Below are 26,787 nucleotides of genomic sequence, written 5' to 3'. Positions count from 1 at the left end.
CGCGGGAGGAACGAAACTTCGTCTCCCGCAGGCCCCTTCCCAGGCTCCGGCGATCGCCCCACAGCGACCGCGAGTACGGAACCCGCCCCGTCGATGGGCGGAAGTATCGCGATCGGTCGTTGGCCCTCCATGAAGGCTGTTTGAAGATTTGGTGAAGTCGACAGTCACGATAAATCGAACAGCATCAGCTCGGCCGGCTCGGTCGCTTCGATCGCTAGCTCGCTCTCGTCGCTGATCGCCGCCCCGTCGCTGGTCGCGAGCGGCTGGCCGTTGAGCGTGACCGCGCCGCGAAGGACTTGCAGCCATGCGTGGCGGCCCGCCTCCAGAGAGTGGGAAAGCCGCTGTCCGGCGTCCAATTCGGCGAGATAGATCTGAGCATCCTGATGGATTCGCAGCGCCCCGTCGGCGGCGTCCCGCGAGGCGACGCGCTGCCAGCGATTATGTCGCTCCTCTTCCGGGAACCGCTTCTGTTCGTAGCTCGGCTCGAGCCCTTTCCGTTCCGGCAGCAGCCAGATTTGATACAGATGCACCGGCTCGCTGTCGGAGGGATTGAACTCGCTGTGCGTGATCCCCGTCCCTGCCGTCATTCGCTGGAATTCACCCGGCTTGAGGACTTCGCCGTTGCCCATCGAATCGCGGTGCTCCAGGGCTCCCTCGAGCACGTAGGTGACGATTTCCATATCGCGATGGGGATGGGTGCCAAAACCTTGTCCCGGGGCGACCCAATCCTCATTCATCACTCGCAACGAGCGAAAGCTCATGTGGTTGCGGTCGTGGTAAGAGCCGAACGAAAAGGTGTGAAACGTTCGGAGCCAGCCATGATCCGCGGCGCCTCGGTCGCTGGCTTTGCGAATTTCCATCATCGAAGTCTCTCATCCTAAAGCGGTCGGAGGGGCCAATTCTCGATCAGGCGAATCCTCGGTGCCGGGTCTGGCAGTGGTTCGCCGGTGAGTTGTTCGATCGCCCAGCCACAGCAGCGGCCAAGGTAGGTGCTGGGGCCTTCGAGCCCGTACTCTTGGCGAAGTGCGGGCAGGGCCGATTCCTGCTGCATTCTGCCGAGGGAGACCGCCGAGATCGCCCGGACCTCGATCGCCTCCTGCATGATCGGGTTGTGATCGGTCAGCCGGTCTTGCAATTGACGGGCCAACTCCGGATCGGGCGATTCGGTGCCGAGGTGCCCGAGCGCCCAGATCGCCGCAGTGCGCACGTCGGTGTCGTAGGGTGCCGATTTGGGGATGAAGGTCTGCAGAAACGCCTCGGCCGGTCGGTGCGTGGTCCGACCCAGCGCTTCGAGCAAGTGGGCGAGAGCGAGCGACGTCGCGACTGCCGACTGCTCCGGCTCGGCTCCGACTCGGCCGCTGAGGCGCTGCGCTTCCTCGAAAACGGCGGGGCTCAGCTCGGGGACAGCCAGCGACTTGAGCCCCCAGGCCGCGGCAACCCTAACTTCGGGGCGTGGATGTTCGAGCAATTCCAAAAGCCGCCGGCCCACCTGCTTTTGATCCAGCTCGACGAGGATCAAGATCGCTTGCTCGATGCCCCGCCACGCGTCGCCAGCCAGCGAGTCCACGCTCTGCTCGACGACCCACCGCCGCCGTTCCTCCTGAGCCGCCATGCGGAGCAGGACTCGCCGAGCTTCTTGACGAACCGCGGGCACCCGATCGTCGAGCGCCGGCCCGAGCCGCTCGATCGATTCCTTCGCAGGCTCGGTTCCCAGGGCGCGGACCGTCAGGTGACGGATGCGGGCATCAGGAGCTTGAATCGTCGTGGCTGCCCGCGCGATCAACTCCGCGGGAGCGATTTCCAGCAACCGCTCCATCGCCTGGGCCGCCACAGTCGGCTCTGCACTCGCAGCGTACTCGACGAGCAGCTCCCGAGCGGCCTCGCCCGACTGCTCCGCCAGCAAATGCACCGCGAGTAGCTGAGTGAGCCGGGGCTGATTCGAAGCGGCAGCCGCCAGTTGCCGCGACATCTCCACCAGCCCTTCGGCGGGAAGCCGAGCCAGCGCTTTGGCGGCAGTCAGCCGAGTGGACGCGGCGACTGTCGGCGAGGTGACCAGCCGTGATAGTTCGGGGATGGCTCGAGGTTCGGCCACCTCTCCCAGTGCGTCGATCGACAAATGGAGCAGCGTGGCGGGAGTCGCAGGATCACCAAGCCGCTCGAGCCAGAGCTCTCGGGCGGGCTGAAAATCCCAGCGTGCCAGTGCCGGTTCGACCGCCAGGCTCAGCTCGAGCGGTCCGCGGCGGGCATGTTTGGTAAGCAGCTCCGCGGCCCCGCGTGCATCGATCGCCACGAGCGCCTGGGCGGCAGCCGTGCGAGCGACCGCCTGCTCGCCCGGCGTCTCCAGAACCTCCCGCAGGCCCGCGTCGAGCTGCTGGAGATCCGCCGGGCTGATGGGCATCTGCTCCGGGACCATCCGCTCGACTCGCGTGACCGAGTCGGCCGCCTCGCGACGGAGATCGGACTCCGAGTGCCGCAGCGCTTTGAGCCACAGCGCCTCGATCCCCTCGGGCAGCCGAATCTGAATCGGTCCCAGCTCGAGCGGTGGATCGGCCGTGCGGGCCCAGGTGATCCGCGGATCGGGATCGGGATCGCCCGCGTCTGCTTCGGCGGCGGACAGCGGGAGCCATAGCACGAGCAGCCAAGTCGCTGCCGCGGCGTGGAGTCCGAAGGCCGATCGCGGCGGTTCGGGGGAGGCGTTCATCGGTCGACTCGCAGAAGAAGCATCATCAGTCGGGACGGGTCAAGCGCCACACGCGGAACCGCAACACGATCGCCAGCACGGCGATTGTCCCGGCGGTGAAGTACCAGCTGCTCGGGGTCAGCTGGTAGGTTTGGAAACCGGGGACGTTGAAGACCGCCAGGGCTGCGGCCATCGCGTTGCCGGTGAGCACCGTTTCCACGGTCCGGTGGCCGAACGGGGCGTCGCGGGCCAGCCAAACGAGCATCGTGCCGACGAACACGAGCATCACGGCGATGTAAGCCGCCGTGGTCGCCGTCGCGGTGCGGCGAAACCAGCTGCCCACGGTCGCGCTGAGCATCAGCGCCAGCAGCCCCGCTAGCGCCAGGCTCAGTAGCGCCCGCACCACCTGCAACCACAGCGTCGGCTGGATGTACATCATCACCGCGTACCCGGGCAGCGTCGCCGAGAGCATCAGGAGCATCGGCCAAGCGACGCTGAGCAATTTGCCGCGGACGATCACCCCGGGCGAGAGCGGCGTCGAACGGAGCAGCGGCCAGGTCCCGCTCTCCTGTTCATGGCTGACCAATCCGGCGGCCAGGCTCGGAATGAAGACCACCATCAGGGCCGCCTGCAGCAACACGAGGGGCCCGGCCATCGTCTCCATTTCCCACTGCACTCCGCCGGTGGTCACCGAGAACGCGAGCAGCAGCGAGACGATCGCGCAGCCGCCGACGAGCCGCAGCATCCAGTGCGAACGCCCAAACCGCCGCGAGCGGAATTCCTTGACCATTACCGGATTGGTCCAGTTCCCCATGTGGCCGGTTCGCCGCCGCGGGTCGACCAGAAAAATCACTCGCCGCGCGGCGCGGACGCCGGTGGTTTGATCGTCGGTGATCGCCCCGCTACTCCGCGCCCGGTCGAGCAGATTGCTTTGCAGCCGATAGATGGTGAGGCCGGCGAAGGCGAGCGTCGTCAGTCCCGCTAGCAACAAAAAACGGGAGGCGAGCGGCGCTCCCGGACCCGCGTCGAGCATTCCGACGTCGCCGTGCCCGACGATCTGCATCACCGCCGGAATCGGCGACAGGCAGCGGAGCCATTCGGCCACCCGCGCCGCACTCCCCTCGCCTCCCTGCAAAAAGAAAAAGGGGGCCAGCGAGACGACCGACAGCCCCAGCACGCAGCCATACGTCACTCGCACCGCCGCGTCGGCCGAATTGGTCAGGCTGCTGACCCACATCGCCAGCGTCGCGTACTGCAAGGTCACGACCAGCAGAAGCCCGTAGAGGATCACCAATTGGTGCGTGAGCGAAACGCCTCCCATCGCATAACAGGCCGAGGCGGCCGGAAGGCTGAGCGCCAAGAGCAGCACGGCGAAGGCGAACACACCGGCCAGCTTGCCGGCATAGATTGCCCAGGGCTTGAGCGGCGAATTGAGCAGCAGGGCGAGCGTTCCGCGGCGCCGCTCCATGACGATCGTGGTCGCCGGAAAGATCGGCACGAGAAGCGTCACCGCGGCGAGGAGTCCGTAGGCGAACAGCCGAAAGACCTGCTGGGAATTCGCCCCCGAGAGTTCGACCCGCGCGTCGCTCGGCCAGCGGAGGACCACCAACAGCGTGAAGAACAGAGTGATCGCGACCTGCAGCGCAAACGCCTTCCGCGTCCGCAGGATGGTGATCAGCTCGCGGTGAATGATCGGGGTCACGAAGGCTGGCCTAACGTGTGGCGGCGGATGGGGTGGACGGGTCGGCGGGTTCGGCGGCCGTGTCGCTGCGAATCACCGAGAGGAACGCGTCCTCCAGATCCGACTGCAGTTCGCGGAACTGGGCGACGCGGACCCCCGCCTGGACGAGCGCGGTCAGCAGATCGCTCAGCTCGTCGTCGGAGCGGCCCGTCTCGAAACGCAGCGCCGCTTCGGCCGGCGAGGCGGTCACCGGTTCGCCCTCGCTGAGCTGCTCGCTCAGAATCCGCGAGGCGGCCGCCGCAGCTTCGCCCGAGGTCAGTTGGACCTCGATCGTCCGCCGCTGGCTGACCTGACGCATGATCTGGTCGAGCGGTCCGAACGCGCGGAGCTTGCCGTGCGTGACGATCGCGACTTGATCGCAGATTCGCGACAGCTCGGGCAAAATGTGGCTGGTCACGATCAGCGTCTTGCCGCTGGCTGCCAACTGCAGCAGCAGCTCGCGCATTTCGATCCGGGCTTGGGGATCGAGCCCATTGGCCGGTTCGTCGAAGATCAGCACTTCAGGGTCGTGCAGCAACGTCCGCGCGATCCCCACCCGCTGCTGCATCCCGTGGCTGAGACTCTCCACGTAGCGGTCCTGCATGTAGCGGGCACCGGCCGTCTCGAGGACTTCATCAATGCGGAGCTTGCGTTGCTGCCGCGAGAGGCCGAACGCGGCGGCGAAGAAATCCAAGTACTCGCGGACGCGCATGTTGTCATACGCGCCGAAGCCGTCGGGCATGTAGCCGACCAGCCGTTTGATCTTTCGCGACTCGCGGGCACAGTCCGCCCCGGCGATCCGGGCCGTCCCGCTGGTCGGCTTGGCCTGGCCGACCAGAATCTTGATCGTGGTCGTCTTGCCCGCGCCGTTGGGACCGATGAACCCCAGGATCTGGCCGCGGTGGACCGAGAGACTGAGGTCTTCGAGCGCCGTGAACTCGCCGTACCGCTTCGTGAGGTTGTGGATCTCGACAACCGGTGGTGTGCAATTCACTCATCCGCCTCACGAGTTGCAGGTTCTGTGGCTTCCGGAAATGTCCGTCCGGAGACTTCCAGACGCGTCGAGCGGATCGTCCAGCCGCTGTTCTGGAGCGTCTGCTGCTCGACTTCGGTCGTCAGCGGTCCGATCTCAATCTCCAGCTCCAAGCCTCCCTCGTCGTCGAGCACCAGAAACTCGGGATCGTCGATCGCGATGGAAATGGTGCCCGAGGGATTGGCTTGCCGTTCGATCAATCGCCGGCTGGAGCCGGAGACGGCGAACAGCTCGAGCACGCGCGAGGGAATGTTGCAGTCGATGACGAGCGTCGCGCGGTCGAGCGTCAGGGGCAACACCGACTCGGGCATCTGAAACCGCAGCCGGGTTGCCGACGATTGCGAGACCAGTCCGAGCCAGCGGCGAGTGCGATTGTCGAATGCCTGGGACTGACCGCGAATGCCGGCGACGGCGCGGACATCGATCATCGAAGCGGGAATCGTGACGGGTGAATCGGGCGGGGTGCGGAGGACGGTCAAGGGAATCGCCAGCAGCGTGGCGCCGACCTGCTCGACCTCTTCGGGCCACTCGAGCAACGTTTCGAGCGGGCCGGCCCAGGCCAAGAGCAGCGGAGGATGCGGCTGCTGCGACTCATTCTGCTGAGCGAACCAGGCTGCATACAGCGTTTGCCGTCGCCGCTGCTCTTCGCTGAGCAGCGCCGCGCCGATGAACTGCCCCTCGGCCATTCGGTCCGCGGGGGTTGCCTGGAAACTCCCATCGGCCTGGAGGTTCGCTGCGAGCGGCAGCGAGTACGGCATCGCGATCAAGGCGTCGTCCGCTTCGGTGAACGGACCGGGGTCAAAGTGTCCCGAAAAACCGTCGCTGTCGAACCGGCCCACAGCGCGGAGCGGAGTGGGCAGGCGAGCGGCGGACCGCGTCGAGAGCAACCGGACTCCCGGAGGCAGCTCCGTCCCCCGCCAATGCCAGTGGTCCAAATCGGTCCAGACCAAGCGGCGAATCTGTCCGCTCAGATCGGGCATCTCGAGCTCGATCCGACCGCCGCTGGACGACTCGAGCGCGACCGGCTGTTGCTCGGGAGCGTACCGCGCGACGAGTCCCGAGGCGACGTAATCACCGGTCTGAGGAAGCGCCCGCACCGTTTGCAGTTGAGCAGCCGTCGGCGGCACCGCCTGCCGACCGCTCCAGGCAATTGCGACCACCGAACCGCTGGCCACGACCGCCGCGACAACCGTGATCCACGAGAGATGTTCGAGCCGCTGGCGGTGGGCGAGGACGCCGCCGAGCAGCCCGATCGAACCACAAAAGCTGAGCAGGATCAGGAGGATCGTGCGGCGATTGGGAACCTCGTAGCCAATCCGCCGGGTGAGATAGTCACGCTGGAGCGATTCGGGAAGCTCGGTCGTCGGCGGCGGCATGTAGAGCCGATCGCCGAGGTGCCGCAGCGGATCGGTGGCGAGATAAGTCGTCTGCTGGTTGGGATTCGAGGCGACCGGATCGGCGGGCGTGCGGCGGCGCATCCAGCCATGGGCATCGAGCGTGGTCACGATCACTTCGCCGTGCCCAAAGGGAATCACAAAGCTGGCCGGCCACCCATCGACTTCGTGCAAGATCTCCGCACCCTCGACCAGGGCGCGAATCAGCTCGACCGGCTGTTCGACGTCCGGCTCGATCGGCTGGCTATCGTCCTCGACTCCGGGGCCGGTCAACGCAACCCGCGCTAGCGGCACGCGGTCGACCACCTCGACGCGAAAAGCATCTCCCAGCAGCCGCTGTGCGGTCTCGATCGAAACGCGGTTCAGCTGCAGCCAAATCCGCCCGCCGCCAGCGAGCCACTGACGGACCGCAATCTGGCCCGCCGAATCGTCCGCCAAGCGGTCGTCGGTGATGATCATGTAATCGACCGCGTCCCAGCCCTCCAAGTTGGGCGGCAGGAAATACTCATGCAGGCTCAGCAGCGTGCGGTCGAAATTGCGCGAGTCGCGGATCGCAATGGCGGCTTCGTAAGCGGCATCCTCCCAGGCCGGCCGCAGTCCAGCGGCGCTGATGTCCTGCGTCACCGTGATCCTCTGCCCAGGCGGCTGAGCGAGGAAAGCGGTGGACGAGGGATCCAGGGCGATCCGAATCGGCGTCCGCAGCGGCACCTCCGCGTCGCGGGTCCCGCTGACCCGGCCGATGATTTCCACCGGACCCTCGGTCGGCGCCGCGATCGGCAACTGCATCGGAACCCAGGTCGCTCGGACGCTGCGTGCCGGCACCCACAGCTGGCGGGCAAAACGCTGCTGCGGGTGATGCCGGAAATAGACTTCCGCCTCCAGCGAGCGATCCTCCGCAGAGCCATTGCGGACTTCCACTTCGACCAGCCCCCAGCGGCCGGGAGTGAACTTCCGCAGCCCCGTGGGAAAACCCGCCTGGGACGCCCGCAGCCCTTCTTGGCTCCCGGAACTCTCTTGGCTCCCGGAACTCTCTTGGCTCGCGGAACTCTCTTGGCTCGCGGGACTCTCTTGGCTCCCGGGACTCTCTTGGCTCGCGGGACTCTCTTGGCTCGCGGGACTTTGTTGGCTCGCGGGACTTTGTTGGCTCAGGGCGGGCGCGGCGCCCCAAGACTGCACCATCAGCAGCAACGACAGCGTGAGAACGCCAATGCGATTCATCATACGGGCGACGCACCGAGAGAAGGCTCAACCGCAGGAGGAGGTCCTCAGCTTATCGCGCCTCGCAGAGCCAGATGCACCAGCTGCGAAAAAAATCTTTGCCCCCGTGGCTACGGCGTGCTCTGCAGGTAGCCGAACAGGTCGCGGACCTCCGCGTCGCTGAGCGGTTCGAGCAACCCGACCGGCATGATCGAGACCGGTGAGCGTTTGCGGGCCACGATCTCGTCGACCGGCACCACGATCCGATCTTCGACCGTCAGGATCGTGAGCGAATGCGGATCCTCCGAGGCGAGCAGACCGGTGATGATCCGTCCGTCATCGGTTTGCACGATGTGCATCCGGTAGTCGTTAGAAACCGAGCCGCTCGGGTCGACGATGTTTTCGAGCAAGTAGTCGAGGTTGGTTCGCTGGGCGCCGGTGATGTCGGGACCGACGTTGCCCCCTTGGCCAAAGAACCGATGGCAGCCGGCGCAGTGCTGGGTAAATAGCGCCTTGCCGCGGACGAGATCGGCCTCTCCCGCTGCTTCGCTGCTCAGCCAGGCTTTGAGGCGATCGATCTGGGCGCGGCGATCCTCCGGCGTTTCCTGCACCTTGCCCCACAGCTGCTCGAGCCGTGAATCGATTCGCTGGCTGCCCAGGCTGCGGAGTTGGCGGGCGGTGAAGGCGGTCAGCTCCGCTGGAGGAATTCGCTTGGCTTGCACCGCGTCGAGCAGCGCCTCGGCCCACGCTTCCCGGGAGACGAGCGTCGCGAGCGCCACCTGCCGCTCGCTCGCCGAAAGTTTTTCATAGCGGTCCAAAATCGCCGCGGCCGTCTCCTCCTGGTCGTACGCGGCGAGCCCCCGCAGGACCGTCCGCACCACGCTCGGGTCGTCGAGCAGCGTGAGCAGGGCTCGGCCAAAGCCCTCGATCCTGCCTGCCACTAAGGCGTCGATCGTCGCGGTGCGGAGTGCCGGGGGAGCCGAGCGATCGATCGCCACGGCCCGCAGCGAGCGAATCGCCCCGGAGTCACTAAAGATCAGAGCCAGACGCATCGCCTGCTCTTGGACCCGCAGGTCCGCGTGCTTTTGCAGCTGTTGATAAGCGGCCTGCCACTGAGCGGGCATCGCCGCACTGCGTCGTCCCTCGAGCCCTTGCAATATGCCCTCGAGGAGTTCGCGCTGGACCGGGTTGGCCGCTCCGGCCTGCTCCAGCGGGAGACGCTGCAGCTGCTCGCCGAGCAATCGCAGACCGTCGGCCGAATCTTCCGACGAGGCGATGCGGCGGGCGATGTTCGTGCGGACGCGGGGGATCGCGGTGCTCGTGGCCAAGCGGACGTACCGCGGAAGATCGTCCTGGATCAGCGGTTCAACGCCGTACCACAGCATCAGCGGCAGGTTCGCATCGTCGACGTCTTCGCCGCGGCCCGCCAAGCCTTCGGCGATCGGCCAGCGGTCGCGCGGGGTCAAACGCTGGAGGGCGCTAGCCAACTCCAATCGGACCAGGGGCGAGTCGCCGTGGCGGGCCAGCGCGGCGAATCGCTGCAGGGCTTCCGCCGGAGGCTCGCCATCCTCGCAGAGCAACCGGATCGACCAACTGACGAGGTTCTCGTCGACTTGCGATGCGCTCCCTCGGGCCTGACGAGGCGGGTTCGAGTGGAGCGTACCCAACAGCGAGAGCAAGAACGCGTCGTCCAGTCCGCCGGTCGCGTGCAGCGCCCACAGCGCGCGGAGCCGCTTGGGAACCGCCGTCTGGGTGCGAAATTGTTCCCGCAGCGCCGCATGCACTTCGCCCATCGCCTCGCCGCGAGCGGCCCGTTCCTGGAGCAACCGCCGGGCGTGCCGCACGAACCAGTCGTTGTCGTGCAGCTGCAGGTCGACCAGCTCCGCATCGCTCGCTCGCGCCAGATCCATCGCCGGCCGAGCGACGGGCGAAGTTTCAGCATCTGCCGAAGACTCAGCCGCCTCGCGGTAGGTGATCCGATAGATTCGCCCGGTGTGCCGCCGCGTGTTGACCGTGCTGTGGCACTCGCCGGTGTCGGACCAGTCGCTAACGTAGACTTCCCCCTCTCGGCCATAGGTCAAGTTGACGCCCACGAACCAGGGATCGGCCGCGCGCATCAGATCGGGTCCGTGCGAAGCGATGTAGCCCGATCCGGAGCGGCGGAGCAAATCGCAATTGATTCGCCGCCCGTGGATATTGTTGGTGAACAATTGGTTCCGGTACTCGGGCGGGAAGCGATCGCCCAAGTAGATCATCGTCCCGCAGTGGGCGTGTCCACCGCCGGCGGTGTCTTCGGCCTCCGATCCCAACCCGTCCCGCACGTTGCTGACGCCGACGAAGTGCAGGTGGTCGGCGATCGTGTCGATCCGCTGGTAGGCAAACTCGCTGCTTTTGCGACCCCGCCACGGTTCGTAGTGCGCCCCCTGGATGACTTGAAACAGGTGCGGGTTGACGCAGTTGCAGACGAACGCGTGTCCGTAGTCATTCCAGTCGATGCCCCAGGGATTGGTCGTCCCATCGGCGAACGGTTCCCACTGGTGGCGGACCGGGTGGTAGCGGTAGACGCCACCATCGAAGCGGATGCGATCCGCTTCCGGCGTCCCCGGCTTTCCCACCAGCGACCAATTGGTTCGGCCATGCGTGCCGTACAGCCAGCCGTCGGGTCCCCAGGCGAGCGCGTTGGCCAGATTGTGGGCGTTGGCGTGATTGCCGAACCCGTCGAGCAAGACTTGGGGTGCGCCGTCCGGGCGGTCATTGCCATCGGCATCGGGGATAAAATAGAAGTAGGGGGGCGACATCACCCAGACGCCGCCAAACCCGACTTCGATCCCGGTGACGTAGTTCAGCCCTTCAAAGAACACCGTCCGCTTGTCGTGCCGGCCGTCCCCATCGCGGTCTTCGAGGATGATGATCCGGTCGCCCGCTCGCGTACCGTGGACCGGATAATTGTAAGCCTCGGCGACCCACAGCCGGCCGCGGTCGTCCAGACAGAACCCGATCGGCTGCATGACGTCCGGCTCGCCGGCGAACAGGCTGACCTCAAAGCCCTCGCTGACCTGCATCGAAGCGGCGGCGGCCGAAGGTTCCAGTGGAGCTTCGGCCGTATGGATCGTCGGCGACTTGGCCGAGAGCGGCGCGGCGGCAGCCACGGCGGCGCAGAGCAGCAGAGCAAGGAGGCGACGCATCGATCGACCGGGGAGAGGAAAGGAGTCAGTCGAGGCGGAAGCCGTCGTGGAGGACGGCGTCCTTGATCACGATCGGGATTCCGTCGCGGATCTGCAGCGGTTCGTCTTCGCCGAGATTTTCGATGCCCCGTTCGTTGCTGATGTGGACGTTCTTGCCGATGCAGCAGTTCTTGTCCAAGATCGCTCCGCTGATCGTGCTGCCGCTGCCGATCCCGACCGGGACGCGACCTTCGGCCAAGTCGGTGTCGCGTTCTTCTTCGCTCTGCATGAAGTCGGCTCCCATCACGACGCTGTCGCGGATGGTCACGCCTTCGCCGATCTTCGTTCGCAGTCCGATCACGCTGTTTTCGATCCGAGCGCCGCGTCCGATCTGGCAGCCGTCGGCGATCAGGCTGCCGCGAATCTGCGCGTCGTCCATCACCGAGGGGGGGAGGAACCGCGGGCGGCTGTAGACCGGAGCGGCCGAGGAGGTCAGGTCGAACGGCGGGTTGGCGCTGGCCAAGCTGAGGTTGGCTTCGTAGAACGCGCGGATCGTCCCGATGTCCTCCCAGTAGTCGTCGAACAAGTGCAGTTGAACGCGGTGTTGCTCGATCGCTGCCGGGAAGACTTCCTTGCCAAAGTCCTCATGCGTCGTCTGCTGCAGCAGTTCGACCAGGACGTCTTTGTTGAAGATGTAGAGCCCCATGTTGGCCAGGCAATCGCGTCCGCCGCTGGGAATCCCATGGGCGTCGATCCAGGCCGGATCGGTGCGGACCGGTTCGATCTCGGCATCGGTCTGTGGTTTTTCGACGAAGCCGAGGACGCGGCCCGAATCGTCGACCTTCATGATCCCCAGCGCCGCGGCCGCTTTGCGAGCGACCGGGATGCCGGCGATCGTGACGTCGGCGTTCGAATCGCAGTGGGTCTGCATCATGTCGCGAAAGTCCATCCGGTAGAGCTGGTCGCCCGAGAGGATCAAGACGTGCTTGACCCATTTCTGCTCCAGATAGCGGAGGTTCTTGCGGACTGCGTCAGCGGTCCCCTGATACCAGTCGGTTCCCGCGTCGACGGTCTGCTGAGCGGCCAAGAGCTCGACGAAGCCGCCGTTGAAATGGTCGAACCGGTAGGTCTGGCGAATGTGCCGGTGGAGGCTGACCGAGAGGAATTGGGTCAGCACGTAGATGCGGTTCAGTTCGCTGTTGATGCAGTTGCTGATCGGGATATCGATCAAGCGATACTTGGCAGCGAGCGGGACGGCCGGTTTGGCGCGGATTTTCGTGAGCGGAAACAACCGAGTCCCGCGTCCGCCACCCAAAATCAATGAAATCGTATCTCGCATCGCTGTCCCATCCTGTGGTGATTCGCGCCTGTCATGATTCGCGCCTGTGGTGATTCGTGGCTATCTTAACGATCACCAGTACTTCTCATACCGCACCAACCCGGGTCCCGCCTCGCCTTCCTCGCGAAAGCCATCGCTGAGCAGAAGCTGCAGCATGCCTGGCTCGAGCAGCGGCGGATCGGAGCCGCGCCGCAAACCGATCATCAACGGATTGCCACAGAGGAACACGTGCGTGGTCCGCGGATCGATGGCGAAGCCCGCTTCGCTCTCCAGGCGGCCGCTGCGATAGACGGTCTGCAATCGCTCGTTCCCGACGTAGTCACCGCGGGAAGAATCGAGATTCCGAGGTTCGCGGGTGGTGTATGGCAGGTATCGGTAGTTGGCATAGCGGTTCATCAGCACATCGTGTGCCCGGGTGTAGCCGAGGTCGTCCGCCAGCCGGGCGCAGCAGGCGACGGCGATCCGTCCCTGGTGCCCCTGTTTGAGCAACGCCGCCGCCATCGCGTTATGCGGAGCTTCGCCGGTGCCGGTGCCGAGCAGCAAGACGTTCTCGTGCGGAGCGATCCCCTCGAGCGTGTAGGTCCCCACGACCCGCGGCTGGACGAACAGCCGGTCGCCGGGGTGCAAGGCGAACAGCCGCGGCGTCAGCGCCGGGGGTTCCTCAGCGGTGCGAATCAAGGTCACGTAGAACTCGAGGAAGTCGATGTCATCGCAGGTCACCAGCGCCTCGGACGCGTCGACGAGCGGACAGGAGATCGAGTACGCACGGCGGACCATCCGCCAATGTTTCTTGGCCGGCAACGTCTCGGCTTGCGTTCCCGGCAGCCGCCGCTCCCAGTACCCCAGCCCCAAGGCGACGTACTGGCCGGGAGCGAATCGCGGTACGCCCCGGTCGGGACGGATCTGGAACCGCGCCAAGTCGTCGTGGATGTCGATCCGCCCCACGACCGCCGCGTTGTAATGCACCGCTCGCAGCTCGCTGATCTCCTGCTCGTCGGGAACGCGATCGCTGCAGACCTTTGTATTGCCGTGGTTCAATCCGGTGACTCCCGCAGCTTGATGTGACCGCCTACCGCCTCGGCTGGACCGCGTCCGATTCTGCCGTCGCCCAAGGCTACCAGGGCCGCGCGGCCGGAGCAAAATCTTTAAGCTCCAATCGGTGCCACGCTCCGGTTATCATTGACGATTCTCCGCGAACCGATCGCGCCGCTTCTCCTCTCCCCCGTGTTCCGTTTCCCGATTCTCGTCGCCCGCGCCGCCCGACAGCGTTATGCCCATCCACTCGAAGCGCAACTCCTCGCCCCGCTCCTTCGCCACCCCCGCCGATGCGCAACGTTCCGCCCGAGCAGCATTGCGGCGGTGCCTGGCGGGCTGCCTGGGAATCGCCCTGGCCGCGGCGCCGCTGGTCACGCCGGTCGCCGCCGAAGAATGGACCAACCTCGCTGGGACGGTGACGATCGAAGCCGATTTCGTGGGAGTCTGGGACGGCAAAGTCATTCTCCAACGCCCCGATGGAACTCGGGTCAGTGTCGACAAGGCGAATCTGCAGGCACTCAGTCGGTTGCGGGTCGACGAGTTGGTAGCCGAACGGGCCTCCCAGCGTGAGCAGCGGATCGCCGAACTCCGCGACCAGCCCGTCGAAGTCGCTGCGATTCCGGCGGCCGAAGCTTCGGCACCCTATCAGGAGTGGCCCGCTTCGGCCCCACCGGAAGAGCTCCTGCAGCACGTTTCGGCGCAGCTCCAAGCCGGCCACCCACGCGTGATCTGGGACGCGCTGCCCGCCACTTACCAGAAAGACATCCAGGCGCTCGTGCGGTTGTTCGCCGAAGAGATGGATCCCGAGCGGTACGCTGCCACGCGGCAGATCTTGTCGCGAATCGCGCACGTCCTCTACGACAAACAGGAGTTCGTGCTCGGCTACCCCAAGCTGGCGATGCTGCCGCCCGAGGCCCGGGAGACGGTCGCCGCGGGACTGACGCCGATCGCCGGTATGATGGCTGGAGTGATGGACTCCGAAGCGCTTTCGCTGGAGAGTCTCCAGAGCGCGGAGCTGGCTGAGGTCATCGCTCAACTGGACGAATCGACCGGACCCTACCTGGCCCAGTTGCTCGTCGCAGGCGGCACCCAGCCGGGGCTCCTGCAAGCCCTCGCCGAAGGCCAGGGGACGATCACTCTCGAGGGAGAAGAGCGGGCAAAATTGACCCTCCCCACTCCGGCTCCCGAAACGTCAGAACAACCCGCCGAGCCGGGGCGGCCGGTTCCGCCGAGCGTCGCGGCGGCGGCTCAGCCGAATCGGCCGGGCGTCCGCAACCAGCCGGCTCCGACGATCACCCTGGTCCGGGTCGAAGAACGGTGGGTGCCCGAAACAATGGCCAAGAATTGGGCTCCTGGCGTGGCCCGTTTGCATGAGCAGCTCACGGGACTCTCGGAGCAATTCAGTGGCGACGGCGGAGGAACCTCCGTGGCCGCAGCTCTCGAGCCGTTGGTGGCCCAGCTCGAAGCGGCCAACACCCAGGAAGAGTTCAACGCCGTGATCGACCCCTACGTCAATCTGCTGATGCTGATGATGCCACAGCAGAATCGCGGCGGAAGCCAATTCCCAGGAATGGCGCCCTGAGAGGGGAGCGGCCATCAGCCGCCACGCGCTAGCGTCCGGTTGTCACGGCTTTCGCCTCTCCGTTGAGCCGTAGGCGCTAGCCTCGGGTCCGATCCGCCTCTCCGTTGAGCCGTAGGCGCTAGCCTCGGGTCCGATCCGCCTCTCCGTTGAGCCGTAGGCGCTAGCCTCGGGTCCGATCCGGTCCGCCCCGTAGCAAAGCGTTGCTCAGCAGCAGCGGCGAAACACGAGCTCAATCCGTTGGGCACCGCAACGGAACCCGCGGCTAGCGCCTTGCGGCTCATGGATGCGTGACAATCAACTTCCGGTGGCGGCACTCTCGGGTCTGGACCCAGCGGGACTGGACCCCGCGGGACTTGGGCCTACCGACACGTCGGGACTGTCGCGGCGGTCGGCGAGCTGCGTCAGCACGCGGCTGTCGGTCGTCGGAGCCATTACCCGCACGCTTCCGTCGCCATGGAGGAAGTTGACGCCGGAGGGATGCTCGCTGGCAAACCCTCCCACAAACAGTTCCGAGATCTCTTCGCCCTCGGCTAAGGGACTCGCGCCGCTGCCGAGCGGATGACCGAGGTTTCGCAGGGTCGCCCGAGTACCGCTGAGCCAGCCGAGGTTCTGCGGATCGTCGTCGAGCTTTTCACCGACCAGCAACGTCGCACCGAGGCCGTCCGGCACATCCTCCACGCTCAGCGTGCGGTTGAGGATCAGCATCCCCAGGTTGTCCTCGTCGATCGGCGTCTCGGTCGGATGATGCACCCCCGCATAGTTCGACGCTTTGTCGACGACGGTGGTGGCGGACGGGCACCGCAGGACCGGGAGCTGCGTCTGCATTGCGTCGGCATTCTCCACCGCGTAGACGCTGACGCTCGGATCGATCATCGCATGCACCGCGGGATAATCGAGCGAGGGAAGAATCGCTCCGATCCAGTTGTGGTGAAACCCGCTCGGCTCGTTGCGAATCGGGCCGGTCGGGTTGATCGATCCAGCCGGAAAATGGTTGAAGCTGGCCGAGTAACTGGCGAGCCCGACGCCGATCTGCGTCAGATTCTGGACGCAATTGTTCTGGCGACTCGACTCGCGAAGTCGCTGGATCGCCGGAAACATGATGCCGCCGAGGAAGGCGAGCAGAACGAGGACGACCAGCAATTCTTTGAACGCAAACGCACGGCGGCTGGGGGCGGATGAGGTGGACATGGGGCTTCGACTATCGGAGGCGGGATCGAAATCATCAGGAGTCGATGATTTCCAACCCTGCAAATGCGAAGCCGACCGTACGTCAGCCAGCTACCCTGCCCCCCGGGAGGGTAGGGCTCTCAGGCCCGGGGAGGGTTAGCCACGGCTTCCCCTCCCCGCTCGTTCCTCGCGACCCTCTCTGAGGGAGGGTACCGATGGGATTTCCTGACAGGGCCTAACTCCCGGTTCACGATTGTTCGCGAGAACCGGACGCTAGCGCGTGGCGGCTGATAACCGTTGGGCTTGTGCCCTGTGCGAGGCTGACGCGCCTACTCCTGCGGCTCTTGGCCGGCTCGGAGCATCAGGATCATCGGCTGCTGGGCCGCAGCGCCGCCGATCGTGAAGCCAGCCGAGAGGACTTGCTCGATCCGTTGCTGCGAGCTGACCAGGTGGGCGCGGGTGTAGGCGTCCATCTTGTCGCCGCAGCTATTGAGCGAGTGATCGACCTTGAGCTTCAGATTCCGTAGCTCCATTGCCGCCAGGTTGTTGATCGGCTTGTAAGCTGCCGTCGTATCGTTCGGCTGCAAGACGAGGTCGGTCAATCGTTCGAGGTGCTCGCGCTGCAAGTTGCGACGCAAGCTGCTGATCATCGGTCGGCGGTCGTCGCGATTCTCCGGGCACTCTTTCTCGAGCTCGCTCCAGACCTCTTCGCTGACGCGGCCGAGCAATTCCGGCAGGGTCAGCGTGTCTTGGTCGGCGGGCAGCCGCAGTTCGTTGTCGTACACCCGACGCAGCGTGGTCGGATTCATCAGCATCGTCAGCGTGGAGGCTTGGATACCGAGGATCCGGTCGTGGATCGGCCAAGTCGCTTCGTTCGACAGGGCACTTGACGGACCTTGGTCGAGCCACTGATCGACGCTCATCCGTGCGAGCAGTTCGGGACGGAGCCCGTATGCTTCGTCCTTGAACGTGGTGTTCATCACGAAGTCGAGAGCGCTCCGCTGCTGCTCGGCCGGGACGACTTCGATCGGGTTCCGGTCGCCCGGGTCCCCTTTCTTGTCGCGGTGCACGAATGCGCCTCCGACCCATCCGCTCATCATGCTGACCGCTCGCATCTGCAGTCCGAGCGTCAGCTCATAACCGCGGCGGGCTTTGGCCCAGCTGTCACCGTCCTTGACAAATTTATCGAGGATCCGCGCCCGGTAGACCTCGACCAACTTCATCTGCTCGACCGCATAATCGAGCGGCTCCTTGGTGAAGTCGTAGCGGCGAGCCAACGGATCAGGACCGCCGGTGTCTTCGTCGGTCGCGTAGGCCAATTCGGGCTCGCTGCACCGCTTGAGGATCTCCGGAAGCCGCTTTTCGTCGCTGGTGTAACCGTACTCGATCGCCCAGAAGTCGTAGGGGCCGATGTCGACCATCCCGTAGTCGCCTTGGACTTCCCCCGACTCGAGACGGTAGTTGATCGGGATGTAATCCATCACCGAAGCGGTGAAGGTCTTTTTCCCCTTGAACTTTTCGCTGTTGATTTCGTCGAGCGAGTAGACGCCCGAGGCTTTGAAGTTGTGCCGCAGGCCGAGCGTGTGGCCGACTTCGTGAGCGACCAGGTCCGCCAGCAGCGGCCCCACGAACCATTCGGGCATGCCGTCGAGCATGTTGAATTCTTCTTCGCTCTTGGCCTCCGGCTTGGCTTCCGCCTTGGCGGCAGTCGCTTCCTTCGCCGGCTCTTCCTTTTCGTTCTTGTCTTCGGCGTCCTTGTCTTCGGCGTCCTTGTCTTCGCCTTCCTTAGGTTCTTCCTTCTCCGCCGACTCGCCTTCGGCGGCTTCTTCAGCCTTTTTCTTTTCCTCTTCCTTCTCCTTCTCGGCTTCCTCCTCCGCGGCGGCCTCTTCCATCCCGAGGAGCGCCAATTCCCAGTTCATGCGGGTCAGGGCCAAGTCCATTTGCCGGCCCGTGGCTGCTTGGCAGTAACCGTTGACTTGGCTCAGCCGACTGTAGAGCCCGTCGAACTCGTCGTCACCGATGAGCGCCGCGTCGGCACCGGCCAAGCGATGTCCGGCGTGCGGTTCGAGCGCTTGCTGGGCGTATTCCTGCTGCAGGTACTTCCGCTCGTCGGCACGAGCCAGTCGCTGCCGCGGGTCCCACCTCGGGTTTTGGTTGAGCCACGCGAGCGTCTCGCTGTTGACCCCTTCCATCGCCAGCTGGGGCATCAGGTCGTGGTAGTTGAAGTTGAAGTGACGGATCCAGCCGTCGGTCAGGATGATGTCGGCGTCCAGAATCTCACCGGTTTCGGGATGCACCCGGCTCGGTCCGATCGCCGTCCCGATGTCGTTGTTGAGCCAACGGATAAAGTTGTAGCGGACGTCTTCGGGATCCTTCTCCATGTGGGCGCCACTTTGAGCGTCCTGGTACTCGACGACGATCGCGTCGAGGATCCCGACCTTTTCGAAGGCTTTGTTCCAGTACTCGACCCCCTCTTTCACCCACCGCCGATAGCGGACCGGCGTGGTGTGTTCGACGAAAAACCGGATCGGCTCCTTCGGCGGACTGAGCTTCAACCGCGGATCGCGCTTCTCGAGGTTCCAGCGGTTGATATAGCGGACGCGGGTATCGTCCTGGTCGTACTGCCCCAGATCGGTAAAGGCGGTGGTGAAGTAGCCAATCCGCTCATCGGCCACGCGAGGCTTGAAGGTGCTCCCGCTGGGAACTTCGCTGAAGGAGTAGTGCAGAACTTGCAGACGCCCCGCGGAGCCGACGACCTCGTAGGCCAGCTCGACGTTATTGGGGAACACCTTGGCGCGGTTGATCGAGAACAGCCGCGGGTTGCTGATCTGGACGCTTTGCCCAAAAAACTGCTGGGCGTTGTTGACCATCAGATTGTCGGCGTCGATCACCGGACCGCCGGAGGGACCCATCGCCAGGATCGGCATGTCCAACAGGACGCGGTCGGTGAACAATCGCTCGACCGACGCTTTGCCTTCCGGGTCGCCCGTCGCGCGGACTTCCAGGTTCGGCGAGATCAGCGCGATGCGGTTGTCATACCGCCGCCACTCGACGACCATGTCCCCCGATTGCAGGCCGGCAAACCGGTCGCCGCTGCTGACCGTCAGCGCGATGAAAAATCGCTTGCCCGCAAAGTTCTTGGGAAGCTCCAGCAGCATCTGGGCGTCGGACTCCCGCTGCCAAATATCGAACAGTCCCTTTTCGCTCTCTTGATCGGAGCTGGACAGTTTTTCGTACCCCTCGGACACTTTCGCAAACGGGGGCAGCTCCGCGGCGGTGGCGGTTTGCGGCGCGTTGACAAAGGTCGCCAAGACGGCCGCCGTGGCCACACCGCTGAGCAAACGCAGACGGCGCGGCAGCGATCGAGTCAGTCCAGAACTATTCATTAGCGATAACTCTCTGCGTGTGCAGGACAGTCCATGAGCAGGGGGAGCGGTAGAGCGTAGCCATCCAAGCCTAGGTCGAAACTCCGCGACGCAGTCGCCGAGAATCGAGCACGCCCCAGGTGTTGTACCGCTGAGATGCGCGCCTAGTTCATTTTTATCCGCAAAACCGGATCGAATCCAAACAATCCGCAGAAAGAAAAGTTGGCGTCTCGGGAGCAACATACCACCCACCCGCTTGCGGGAGGGTCGGGCTCTCAGGCCCGGGGAGGGCCGCGTCGCTCCAATGCCCTCCCCGCTCGTTCCTCGCGACCCTCCCGGGGGGAGGGTAACATGCGGATCCCCCCTCTACTTCGGCGGTGCCACGTCGTGCAGCGTTGCTCCTCGCTCGGGGTCGAGGACCAGGATCGCCATCCGCTCGACGTCGCTCAGCTCGCTCGTGCTCAGCGTGCTGTAGTCGAAGCGGCCCCGCAGGTCGGTGTAGCCATCCTTGTAGAACTTCACCGAACCGTCGTGATAGCGAGCGTAGACCTTCACGTAAGCCCCGACGACCGCCGCCCCGCCCGAGCGATCCTTCGTCTGCAGCTGGCCAAAGCCTTCCGATACGTAGGTCGTCAACCGCCCGCCGTAGTACAGCGTGGTGTCGCGGGCTGAGCCGGCGACCGCTTCGACCAACAGCGTTTGACGGCTGAGCGCGTCGTCCAAGCGGTACTCGCTGGTCCCGTCGCCGGCCGCCGTTTCCACGCGGATGATCTTGCCCGGCCGGACGGTCGCCATCCGCTCGAGCCCCTCGCGGACAAACGGCGTTTTGCTGAACAGCAGTTCGAGGTCGACGCCGTAGAACCGCAGCGTCACTTCGCGGGTGTTGCGGTGATCGATCACCAACCGGTCTCCCTCGACGCGAACGCGGACATCGGGCGACTGGGCCGCTCCTTCGGCTTGGCGCCGCTCGCGATCGATCGTTTGCAAGTCGGCTACGTTCTCGCCCGCTGCTTCGCTCGATCCATCGGCCGGCGAATCCTCTTCCTCGCCGATGACCTGGGTGTCGCTTTGCAACAGACGGTGCTGGCGGAGTTGGCTTCGCAGCTCCGCGAACCGCTCATTCCACCGCGGCACCGGATGCTCCGATCCGCGAGAGGCTAACTCCTCGGCACTCGCGTAGTCGCCGCGGTGCAGCGCCAGGTACGCAGCCATGTACTGGTATTGGACGTCCAGCTCGAGCCCTTCGGCGTCAGCTCCGTTGGTGCCGAGCGACTCGAACCGCTCGAGCGCCTCCTCGATCCGATTCTGCAGCAGCATGTAGTAGACCAACGCCATCTGCTGCTCGGGACGCGGCGTCCGCTGGTAGGCCAGGATCCGCATCAGCGCGCGGTACTGGGCCAGGAAGCGATCATTGAGAATCTCCGGCTCTTCGCGGAGCGAGTGGATCCGAGCCCGGACGAGCGGGGCGTACTCGAGATGCTCGTACACCTTCCGCTCGATCGGCTCGACCGAGAGCAGCGGACTCTCGAAGACCGGACCGACCGAAGCGACCAAGTCCTGCCGCAGCTCGAGATAGCTCTCCATCCGCGGCTGGTCGCGGTACAGGAACGAGTACGCCCACAGTTCGGGAGCCCAGACTCGAGCCGAGTCGAGCACGCCGAGCACCGCGTCGTAGACCGGCCGCTCACGGAGCCGATGGGTCACCAGCGAGAGATCGAGGCGACGCAGATTCGCGTCCTTCAGGAACGCTGCGATCCGCTCGGCCGAACCGTGGCGGGCGATCTGCTCCCACGAGGTCTCGTCAACCGATGACGGCTGGTCGACGACGGTGAAAGTCCGCTCCGGTCCTCGCGCGATCGCCTTCCCATCGCGGGAGATGCAGACTGGATAATGGGTGAAGGTTCCCGGCTCGGGGAAGTAGAACTGGAACTGGATCTGGGCGACCGCGAACGGCTCGACCCGCAGCGTGCGGCTGTCGGTGGCTTGCGAACCGGCGACCGGCAGGCTCCCCTCGGGAATCTGCCAGAGCACATCCACGGTGCGTGGCTGCGGCGTCGGGTTGGTCAGCACGATCTGGCCGCGGTAGGCGCGCCCGGTGAGGAATTCATCGGGGGCGATTTTGACTTCGGTCTCGTCGCCCGGTTGCGGCGGCTGGGCATCGGCCGCTTCGAACCGCTGGCCGACCAGCAGCGACGGGTCGCCCGAGAGCGGCGCGAGCGACTGCAGCCGCTTGCTGATGATCGCCACCGGGTGGGGCGGCGTGAACATCGCATCGGCTTCGCTCGGCAACTCCACTCCTTCGCTCTCGAGCGGCAATCCGATCAGAGCCAGCGCGACGAGCGCTTCGTGGCGGTTGCCGCTCGGCCGCAGCAAGTGCTCCGAGAGGAACGGCTGCGAACCATCGGCGGTGGCCCAGTCGAGCCAGAAGGGATTGATCCGGATCAAGGTTTCATTGGCCGCGGCGACGCGGACGTGATCCCAGTGGTTGTCGGCCCACTGCTTGGTCGAATCGACCTGCTGGAAGAAATACATTTTTCGTCCCGCTTGCCGTTCACGCAGACGATTCATTCGGCGACCCGAGGCGGCTTTCTCCATCTCCAGCGCTGCTTCAGCGGGCGCGTCGGCGGCCTTCGCTTCGTCGCGTGCAGGCTCGGCGGCCCCTGGAGGCTGCCTCGCGGAATCGCCCAAAGCGCCCCCCATGCCTCCCATGGCGGACAAGCCTTCCATGGCGGGCATGCCGTATGCGCCTCGAGCGTTGTAGTTCCAGGTCTGGCTGAATTCCTGGGAGAATCGCTGTTGCAATCCGAGCACTACATTCTCTTCGAGCGCCTTGCCGGCCAGCCCGACATCGACGAGCCGCCGCAGGACTTCCGGATCGACATCGTCCAGCGCGATCCGTTCTCGCAGCTCTCGCAGGACCGCCTCGCGGACGTCGGGGACCGCTCGGGCCAAGATCGCTTTCTCAAACGCGTTCAGCTGCGAGTACTGCCACAGCTCGGTCCAGCCCGTGAGGTCTTGGTCGAGCAACCACGCATCGACCAGCTTCTTCTCTTTCTTGTTCTCCAGGTAAGGCCGCACGACGTCGGCAAAGAATTTGGGATCGTGACCTTTGAGGAAGACGTGCAGTTCATGGCTGGCCAGTCGTCCGTAGGCGGCCCGTTTGGCGGCTTCGTCCAGGGTGTGCCAGCGGCCGAGATCGCGGAACTCGTCGAGCCGAGCGTCACCGGAGATCGTGCGGTAGAGCTGCAGTAGATCCGCGACTTGCGTGTAGAGCTGGATCTGTGCGGTGCCGACCGTCTTCATGTCGAGCGGCCGATCGGGACCAGCAATCAGGACTCCCCGTTCGAACGCGAGCGGCTTGTCGGCCGGTAGCGCATCGGCCAGCCGCAGGTCGCGCGGCTCGAGCGGCTTGAGCTCGCGAACCACCGTTCGTTCGACGGTCGAGAAGGGATCGACGACGACGATCCGCAGCAGCGCCGCGTCGCCCAGTTTGTCGGCTGGGATCCGCACTTGGCCGTCGGCGTCAGCGCGAAGGTTCGCCAGGACGACGCCGCCGTCGGGCAGGAAGGAAAGATTCTGGGTCGTCGGTCCCTCTTCGCGGAGTTGGCGTGACAAGGCGTCCATGCGGTCGCCGCCCATCGGCGCGGCGGGAGAGGCCGACGGCCGCGGCGCCTCCCCTTCGGCCGCTTCCTGCGTGACGTTCCGCGTCTCGTCGGTGATCCAGGGAGCGATCAGCAGCGAGGGCTGGGGGAGCATTACGCCGGGATACTTTTTGGCGTACTGCCGCCGCAGCACGTACAGATACTCGTCGCCCAGCCGCAGTCCGCTGATGTAGCCGCTGTGGGCCAGCTCCACGCCGCCCACCGTCGGCAGCGGCGCCGGTAGCTGCAGCGAATCGTAGCTGGGCAAGTAGCGGCTGCCGAAGACGTGCACGCGGGCCAGCGACGCGTCGCCGCTGAGCTGGATCACCAGCGTTTCCTTTTTCTCGTCCTCCTCCTCGTCCTGGTCATTGCCATCGGCGGCCTCCGATTCGATCGAGCGGATGCCGACCGGCTCGCCCCACTGGAGTTCCAGGTTGCGGATTTTGCCCGCCGCGACCGAACCGATCACCGGGCCTTCGGTCACCGCGATCTGCGTCGTGTGGAACTGGCCGTCGCGGCGGTCGAGCAAGCGGTAATCGCCGGCGGGGAGCGGCCCGATGACCACCATCCCCGCTTCGATCTTCAGCCCGTCCTCCGTCACGTCCTCGTGCGGGCGGTCCCAGCGGAGAGCGAGCAAGCGATACTGGTCGTCGACTTCCTCGGAGGTCTCGCTCGGCTCCTGCGCTTCGCGGAGGGGCAAGCGGATCGGCGCGTCGCTAGTGGTGTGAACGCGGGTCGGCCAGACGGCGTCGGACAGCTCGAGGGAGCGCGACTGGACCATGCCTTGGTCGCTCTGGAGCGTCACGCGGACCACTCCCGGCAGCGGACCGAGGACGAGCCGGCCGGCGTCATCGGTCTCGAGCGTCGCCTCGACCGGATGGGCCCGATAGACGGTTTGGAGCGACACTCGCACGACCGCTCCAGGCACTGGTTCCCCATTGAGCCCGCGGACTTCAGTGATCCACTCTTCCCCGGAGCGGGTGAGGTGCAGGTCGGAGACGAGCGAAGTGGCGTCGATCCCGTTGACGTCCCACGACTGCGAGTCGCTGACTTCCACTTCGCGGTCCGTAGCGATTTGAGCCAGCTTGCCGCTGACCGTGGCGGTCACCTTGGCCAACCGCCCCGAGGCTCGAAACCGGACCACGGTCTCGCCCGCTTGGTCCAGCTCGATGTCGCTGAACCGCCGCGTCGTGGCGATTCCATCGCGGTCGGTCGCCGTGACCGTGATCGCCGGTTGCTTGAGCATCGAGGGGGCGACGGGCGTGTCGCCGAGCATCAGCCGCGGCCGCACGACCAGCTCGACCATTTGCCCGGCCTGCAACTGTTCGCGGTTCAGTTTCATCGCCGCGGCAAGCGAGTACGATTCGCTGCGGTGTTCAAACTGGACGGGCACGGCGAGCACGTCGTCCAAGAGGATCGCTTGCCGGGTTTGCGTCTGGTCGACCGGCGGAATCGTGATCTGACCTTCCTCATCGGCCGTCCACTCCTGGCCAGCGACCAGCATCCGCGCTCCCGCGACCGGTTTGCGATCCTGGTCGAGGATCGTGAAGCGGTGCCCATCGACGGTCCACTGCTGGGCGTACCGCAGATCCCCGCGGCGAATCAGCGCCCGGGCTCGCAGCCCACCGCCGAGCAGGTCGACGATCCACACTCCTCGACCTTCGACGCCGGGGATCTCGATCGATTCGCGATGGCGACGGACTGCCGGCAGGGTGTACGGAATCCGCTTCTCGGCCGTCGCCACCAGTCCGTCGAGGTCGATGTCGGTGTCGATCGGCTGGGTATGCGTGCGGTAGTAAGCGTGGGTGTTGATCTCGTAGACCCGGACGACCAGTTCATCGACGTGCTTGACGTCCAGCTCCAAGACCGCCGGAGTGGAGAGGTCACGGATCCGCGGATTGGTTTCGCTAAGCGAAAGCTCGACGCGTTCATTGAGAGCCTGCCGCTGCTGGGCGTCGAGCATCCGATACCAGCGGTCGGCCGGGCCGACGCCGTAGAGCAGTTTGGTTTCGGCAAACACGCGGTTGAGATATTCCGGCCGCAGTAACCCGCGAAATGCGTCGGGCGTTTCCGCGTCGCGCAGGAAGTGTTCGAGGTAGGCTCGGACCAACGGCTCCTCGTCCACGATCGGCGGGATCAGCGCTCGCTCGGCGAAGTCCTGGTTGAGATCGGCCGGATTGCGGAGCCGTTCGTTGCGAGGCACGAAGATGATCGGGCTCTGTCGCGGCAGTCGCAGGTACCGCAGGAACAGTTCGCGGTCGTAGCGGCCACGAGCCCGGTTGGCCTCGAGCAATTGATAGAGCATCGCCGCCTTGAGGCTGTTGTAGGCCTCGGGCAGCGTCCGCACGTAGTTCTCGGCGCGCTGCAAGTAGGCCAGCCGGACTTCGGGTTGTTGGCTGGGGTCGCTGTCGGCGTCGGGCCGCAAACGGAGCAGGATCTCTGAGACCAGCCGGTCGTGATGAGCGACTTGGGGGACTTCGCGGGCGACTCGCTGGAGTTCGTCGAGCGTCAAATGGGCATGGGCCGCTCGGTCGCCAAACTCGGGAGCGAACGGGGTCTGCGTGCGGGCCTTGAGTTCGGCGATCACCAGGTCGGCCAGCCGCGGGTACCAAGGGCCGTCGATCTTCTGCGTGAGCCACTCCAGATCGACCGGCGCATTCCCCTGGCCAGCCAGCAGGCGGTCGGCCAAGCGGGAGAGGCCGAGTGGCGTCAGCTCTTGACTGTGGCGAACCGCTTCATCGATCACGCGGTCGATTTCGAGCTGTGCGGTGTCGAGCCGCTCGGGCCAGCGACGCTCGCCCGCGGCCGGGGGAGCTGCGTGGTTGTGGCGGATGTTCAGCCGGTTTTTGAGGTACTCGATCGTCCGCTCCGGCGAGGCTCCGTAAGTCAGCAGCCGCTGGCGGTCGCGGATTGCTTGGATGTCTTGAGGCTGTCCCGAAACGTGCCCTTCTTGTCGGGCCTTTTCCCAGTCGCTGAGGATCGCTTCGGCCCGCTCGAGCTCCCCGGTCACCTGGTAATGCAGGGCGTGGAAGAAGAAATACTCTTCGCTGCCCGGAATCAGCTCGGCCAGCACGGCGCTCCGGTCGGGCGCCAAGGCGTAGCGTTCGATCCAGCCAATCGGTTCCGCGACGGCCGCCCGAGGGGACGCGAGGGCGGCCAGTGCGAGCAGCGTCAGCGAGAGAATCGGACGCCGAGTGGGGAGGGCCGCAAGGGTCGGGATCGCCATGGGAAAAGGCCTCGCAAGAAAAGTCGAAGGCGGACTGAGGGCGCACCATTCGCCGCGAACAATCCAATCTAGCTTGCTCGCAGCCGGTGATAGACGCAGTCTTCCCGGAGCGGTTCCCATGGGAGAGGCAAAGAAATTGCCCCGCACGTTACCCTCCCCCCGGAGGTCGTGCAGTTTTCCGGTCCCCTCTCCCCCGCGGCTTGGCTGCGAACGAAAGTTCCGCAGCCAAGCCGTGGGGGAGAGG

Annotated in this window: 12 protein-coding genes; 1 reads left to right on the top strand and 11 read right to left on the bottom strand. The window is 65.3% G+C overall.

Going from position 1 to position 26,787, the window contains the following annotated elements:
- Nucleotides 1-164: 164 nt before the first annotated feature.
- The 8 genes from GNK13_RS05925 to GNK13_RS05890 form a co-directional block, all read right to left on the bottom strand.
- Nucleotides 165-863 (bottom strand): pirin family protein, encoded by a 699-nt coding sequence (locus tag GNK13_RS05925; protein WP_164101585.1) that lies wholly within the window; start codon nucleotides 861-863, stop codon nucleotides 165-167.
- 14 nt (nucleotides 864-877) lie between these two features.
- Entirely contained in the window at nucleotides 878-2,701 is a 1,824-nt protein-coding gene (locus tag GNK13_RS05920) for a hypothetical protein (protein ID WP_164101583.1), read from the bottom strand.
- A 25-nt stretch (nucleotides 2,702-2,726) separates the two neighbouring features.
- Complete coding sequence (locus GNK13_RS05915) at nucleotides 2,727-4,382, bottom strand: ABC transporter permease (RefSeq protein WP_203328944.1); 1,656 nt, start codon at nucleotides 4,380-4,382, stop codon at nucleotides 2,727-2,729.
- A 10-nt stretch (nucleotides 4,383-4,392) separates the two neighbouring features.
- A complete protein-coding gene (locus GNK13_RS05910; RefSeq protein WP_164101581.1) occupies nucleotides 4,393-5,394 on the bottom strand; it encodes an ABC transporter ATP-binding protein in 1,002 nt (333 codons plus the stop codon).
- The gene (locus tag GNK13_RS05905; RefSeq protein ID WP_164101579.1) at nucleotides 5,391-8,048 is read right to left on the bottom strand and encodes a hypothetical protein; all 2,658 of its coding nucleotides are present in this window, start codon (nucleotides 8,046-8,048) and stop codon (nucleotides 5,391-5,393) included. The genes GNK13_RS05910 and GNK13_RS05905 overlap by 4 nt, the downstream gene beginning before the upstream one ends.
- A gap of 107 nt (nucleotides 8,049-8,155) precedes the next feature.
- A complete protein-coding gene (locus GNK13_RS05900; RefSeq protein ID WP_164101578.1) occupies nucleotides 8,156-11,209 on the bottom strand; it encodes a PVC-type heme-binding CxxCH protein in 3,054 nt (1,017 codons plus the stop codon).
- Nucleotides 11,210-11,234: 25 nt separating this feature from the next.
- Nucleotides 11,235-12,527 carry a glucose-1-phosphate adenylyltransferase gene (locus GNK13_RS05895; protein WP_164101576.1) on the bottom strand — a complete coding sequence of 431 codons (1,293 nt, stop codon included), beginning with the start codon at nucleotides 12,525-12,527 and terminating at the stop codon, nucleotides 11,235-11,237.
- Nucleotides 12,528-12,599: 72 nt separating this feature from the next.
- Nucleotides 12,600-13,565 carry a ferredoxin--NADP reductase gene (locus tag GNK13_RS05890; RefSeq protein WP_164101575.1) on the bottom strand — a complete coding sequence of 322 codons (966 nt, stop codon included), beginning with the start codon at nucleotides 13,563-13,565 and terminating at the stop codon, nucleotides 12,600-12,602.
- A 232-nt stretch (nucleotides 13,566-13,797) separates the two neighbouring features.
- On the opposite strand from GNK13_RS05890, the gene GNK13_RS05885 reads away from it, so the two are divergent.
- The gene (locus GNK13_RS05885) at nucleotides 13,798-15,144 is read left to right on the top strand and encodes a hypothetical protein (RefSeq protein WP_164101573.1); all 1,347 of its coding nucleotides are present in this window, start codon (nucleotides 13,798-13,800) and stop codon (nucleotides 15,142-15,144) included.
- 294 nt (nucleotides 15,145-15,438) lie between these two features.
- Here GNK13_RS05885 and GNK13_RS05880 read toward each other — a convergent pair whose 3' ends face one another.
- The 3 genes from GNK13_RS05880 to GNK13_RS05870 form a co-directional block, all read right to left on the bottom strand.
- Nucleotides 15,439-16,332, bottom strand: a complete 894-nt coding sequence (locus GNK13_RS05880; protein ID WP_164101571.1) for a DUF1559 family PulG-like putative transporter — start codon at nucleotides 16,330-16,332, stop codon at nucleotides 15,439-15,441.
- Between the two features lie 308 nt (nucleotides 16,333-16,640).
- The gene (locus tag GNK13_RS05875) at nucleotides 16,641-19,697 is read right to left on the bottom strand and encodes a zinc-dependent metalloprotease (RefSeq protein WP_164101569.1); all 3,057 of its coding nucleotides are present in this window, start codon (nucleotides 19,695-19,697) and stop codon (nucleotides 16,641-16,643) included.
- Nucleotides 19,698-20,042: 345 nt separating this feature from the next.
- On the bottom strand, nucleotides 20,043-26,543 hold the full coding sequence (locus tag GNK13_RS05870) for a hypothetical protein (protein WP_164101567.1): 6,501 nt from the start codon (nucleotides 26,541-26,543) through the stop codon (nucleotides 20,043-20,045).
- Between the last annotated feature and the right edge of the window lie 244 nt (nucleotides 26,544-26,787).

Source organism: Candidatus Laterigemmans baculatus, from assembly GCF_010367455.1.
Taxonomy (GTDB): domain Bacteria; phylum Planctomycetota; class Planctomycetia; order Pirellulales; family Pirellulaceae; genus Laterigemmans; species Laterigemmans baculatus.
The sequence above is the reverse complement of the archived record's forward strand: the minus strand, read 5'-3'. Positions and strand labels throughout refer to the sequence as shown.

Coding starts and splice junctions, on each gene's coding strand:
- GNK13_RS05925 (WP_164101585.1), bottom strand. CDS start 863: ATGATGGAAATTCGCAAAGCCAGCGACCGAGGCGCCGCGGATCATGGC.
- GNK13_RS05920 (WP_164101583.1), bottom strand. CDS start 2,701: ATGAACGCCTCCCCCGAACCGCCGCGATCGGCCTTCGGACTCCACGCC.
- GNK13_RS05905 (WP_164101579.1), bottom strand. CDS start 8,048: ATGATGAATCGCATTGGCGTTCTCACGCTGTCGTTGCTGCTGATGGTG.
- GNK13_RS05900 (WP_164101578.1), bottom strand. CDS start 11,209: ATGCGTCGCCTCCTTGCTCTGCTGCTCTGCGCCGCCGTGGCTGCCGCC.
- GNK13_RS05895 (WP_164101576.1), bottom strand. CDS start 12,527: ATGCGAGATACGATTTCATTGATTTTGGGTGGCGGACGCGGGACTCGG.
- GNK13_RS05885 (WP_164101573.1), top strand. CDS start 13,798: ATGCCCATCCACTCGAAGCGCAACTCCTCGCCCCGCTCCTTCGCCACC.
- GNK13_RS05880 (WP_164101571.1), bottom strand. CDS start 16,332: ATGTCCACCTCATCCGCCCCCAGCCGCCGTGCGTTTGCGTTCAAAGAA.
- GNK13_RS05875 (WP_164101569.1), bottom strand. CDS start 19,697: ATGAATAGTTCTGGACTGACTCGATCGCTGCCGCGCCGTCTGCGTTTG.
- GNK13_RS05870 (WP_164101567.1), bottom strand. CDS start 26,543: ATGGCGATCCCGACCCTTGCGGCCCTCCCCACTCGGCGTCCGATTCTC.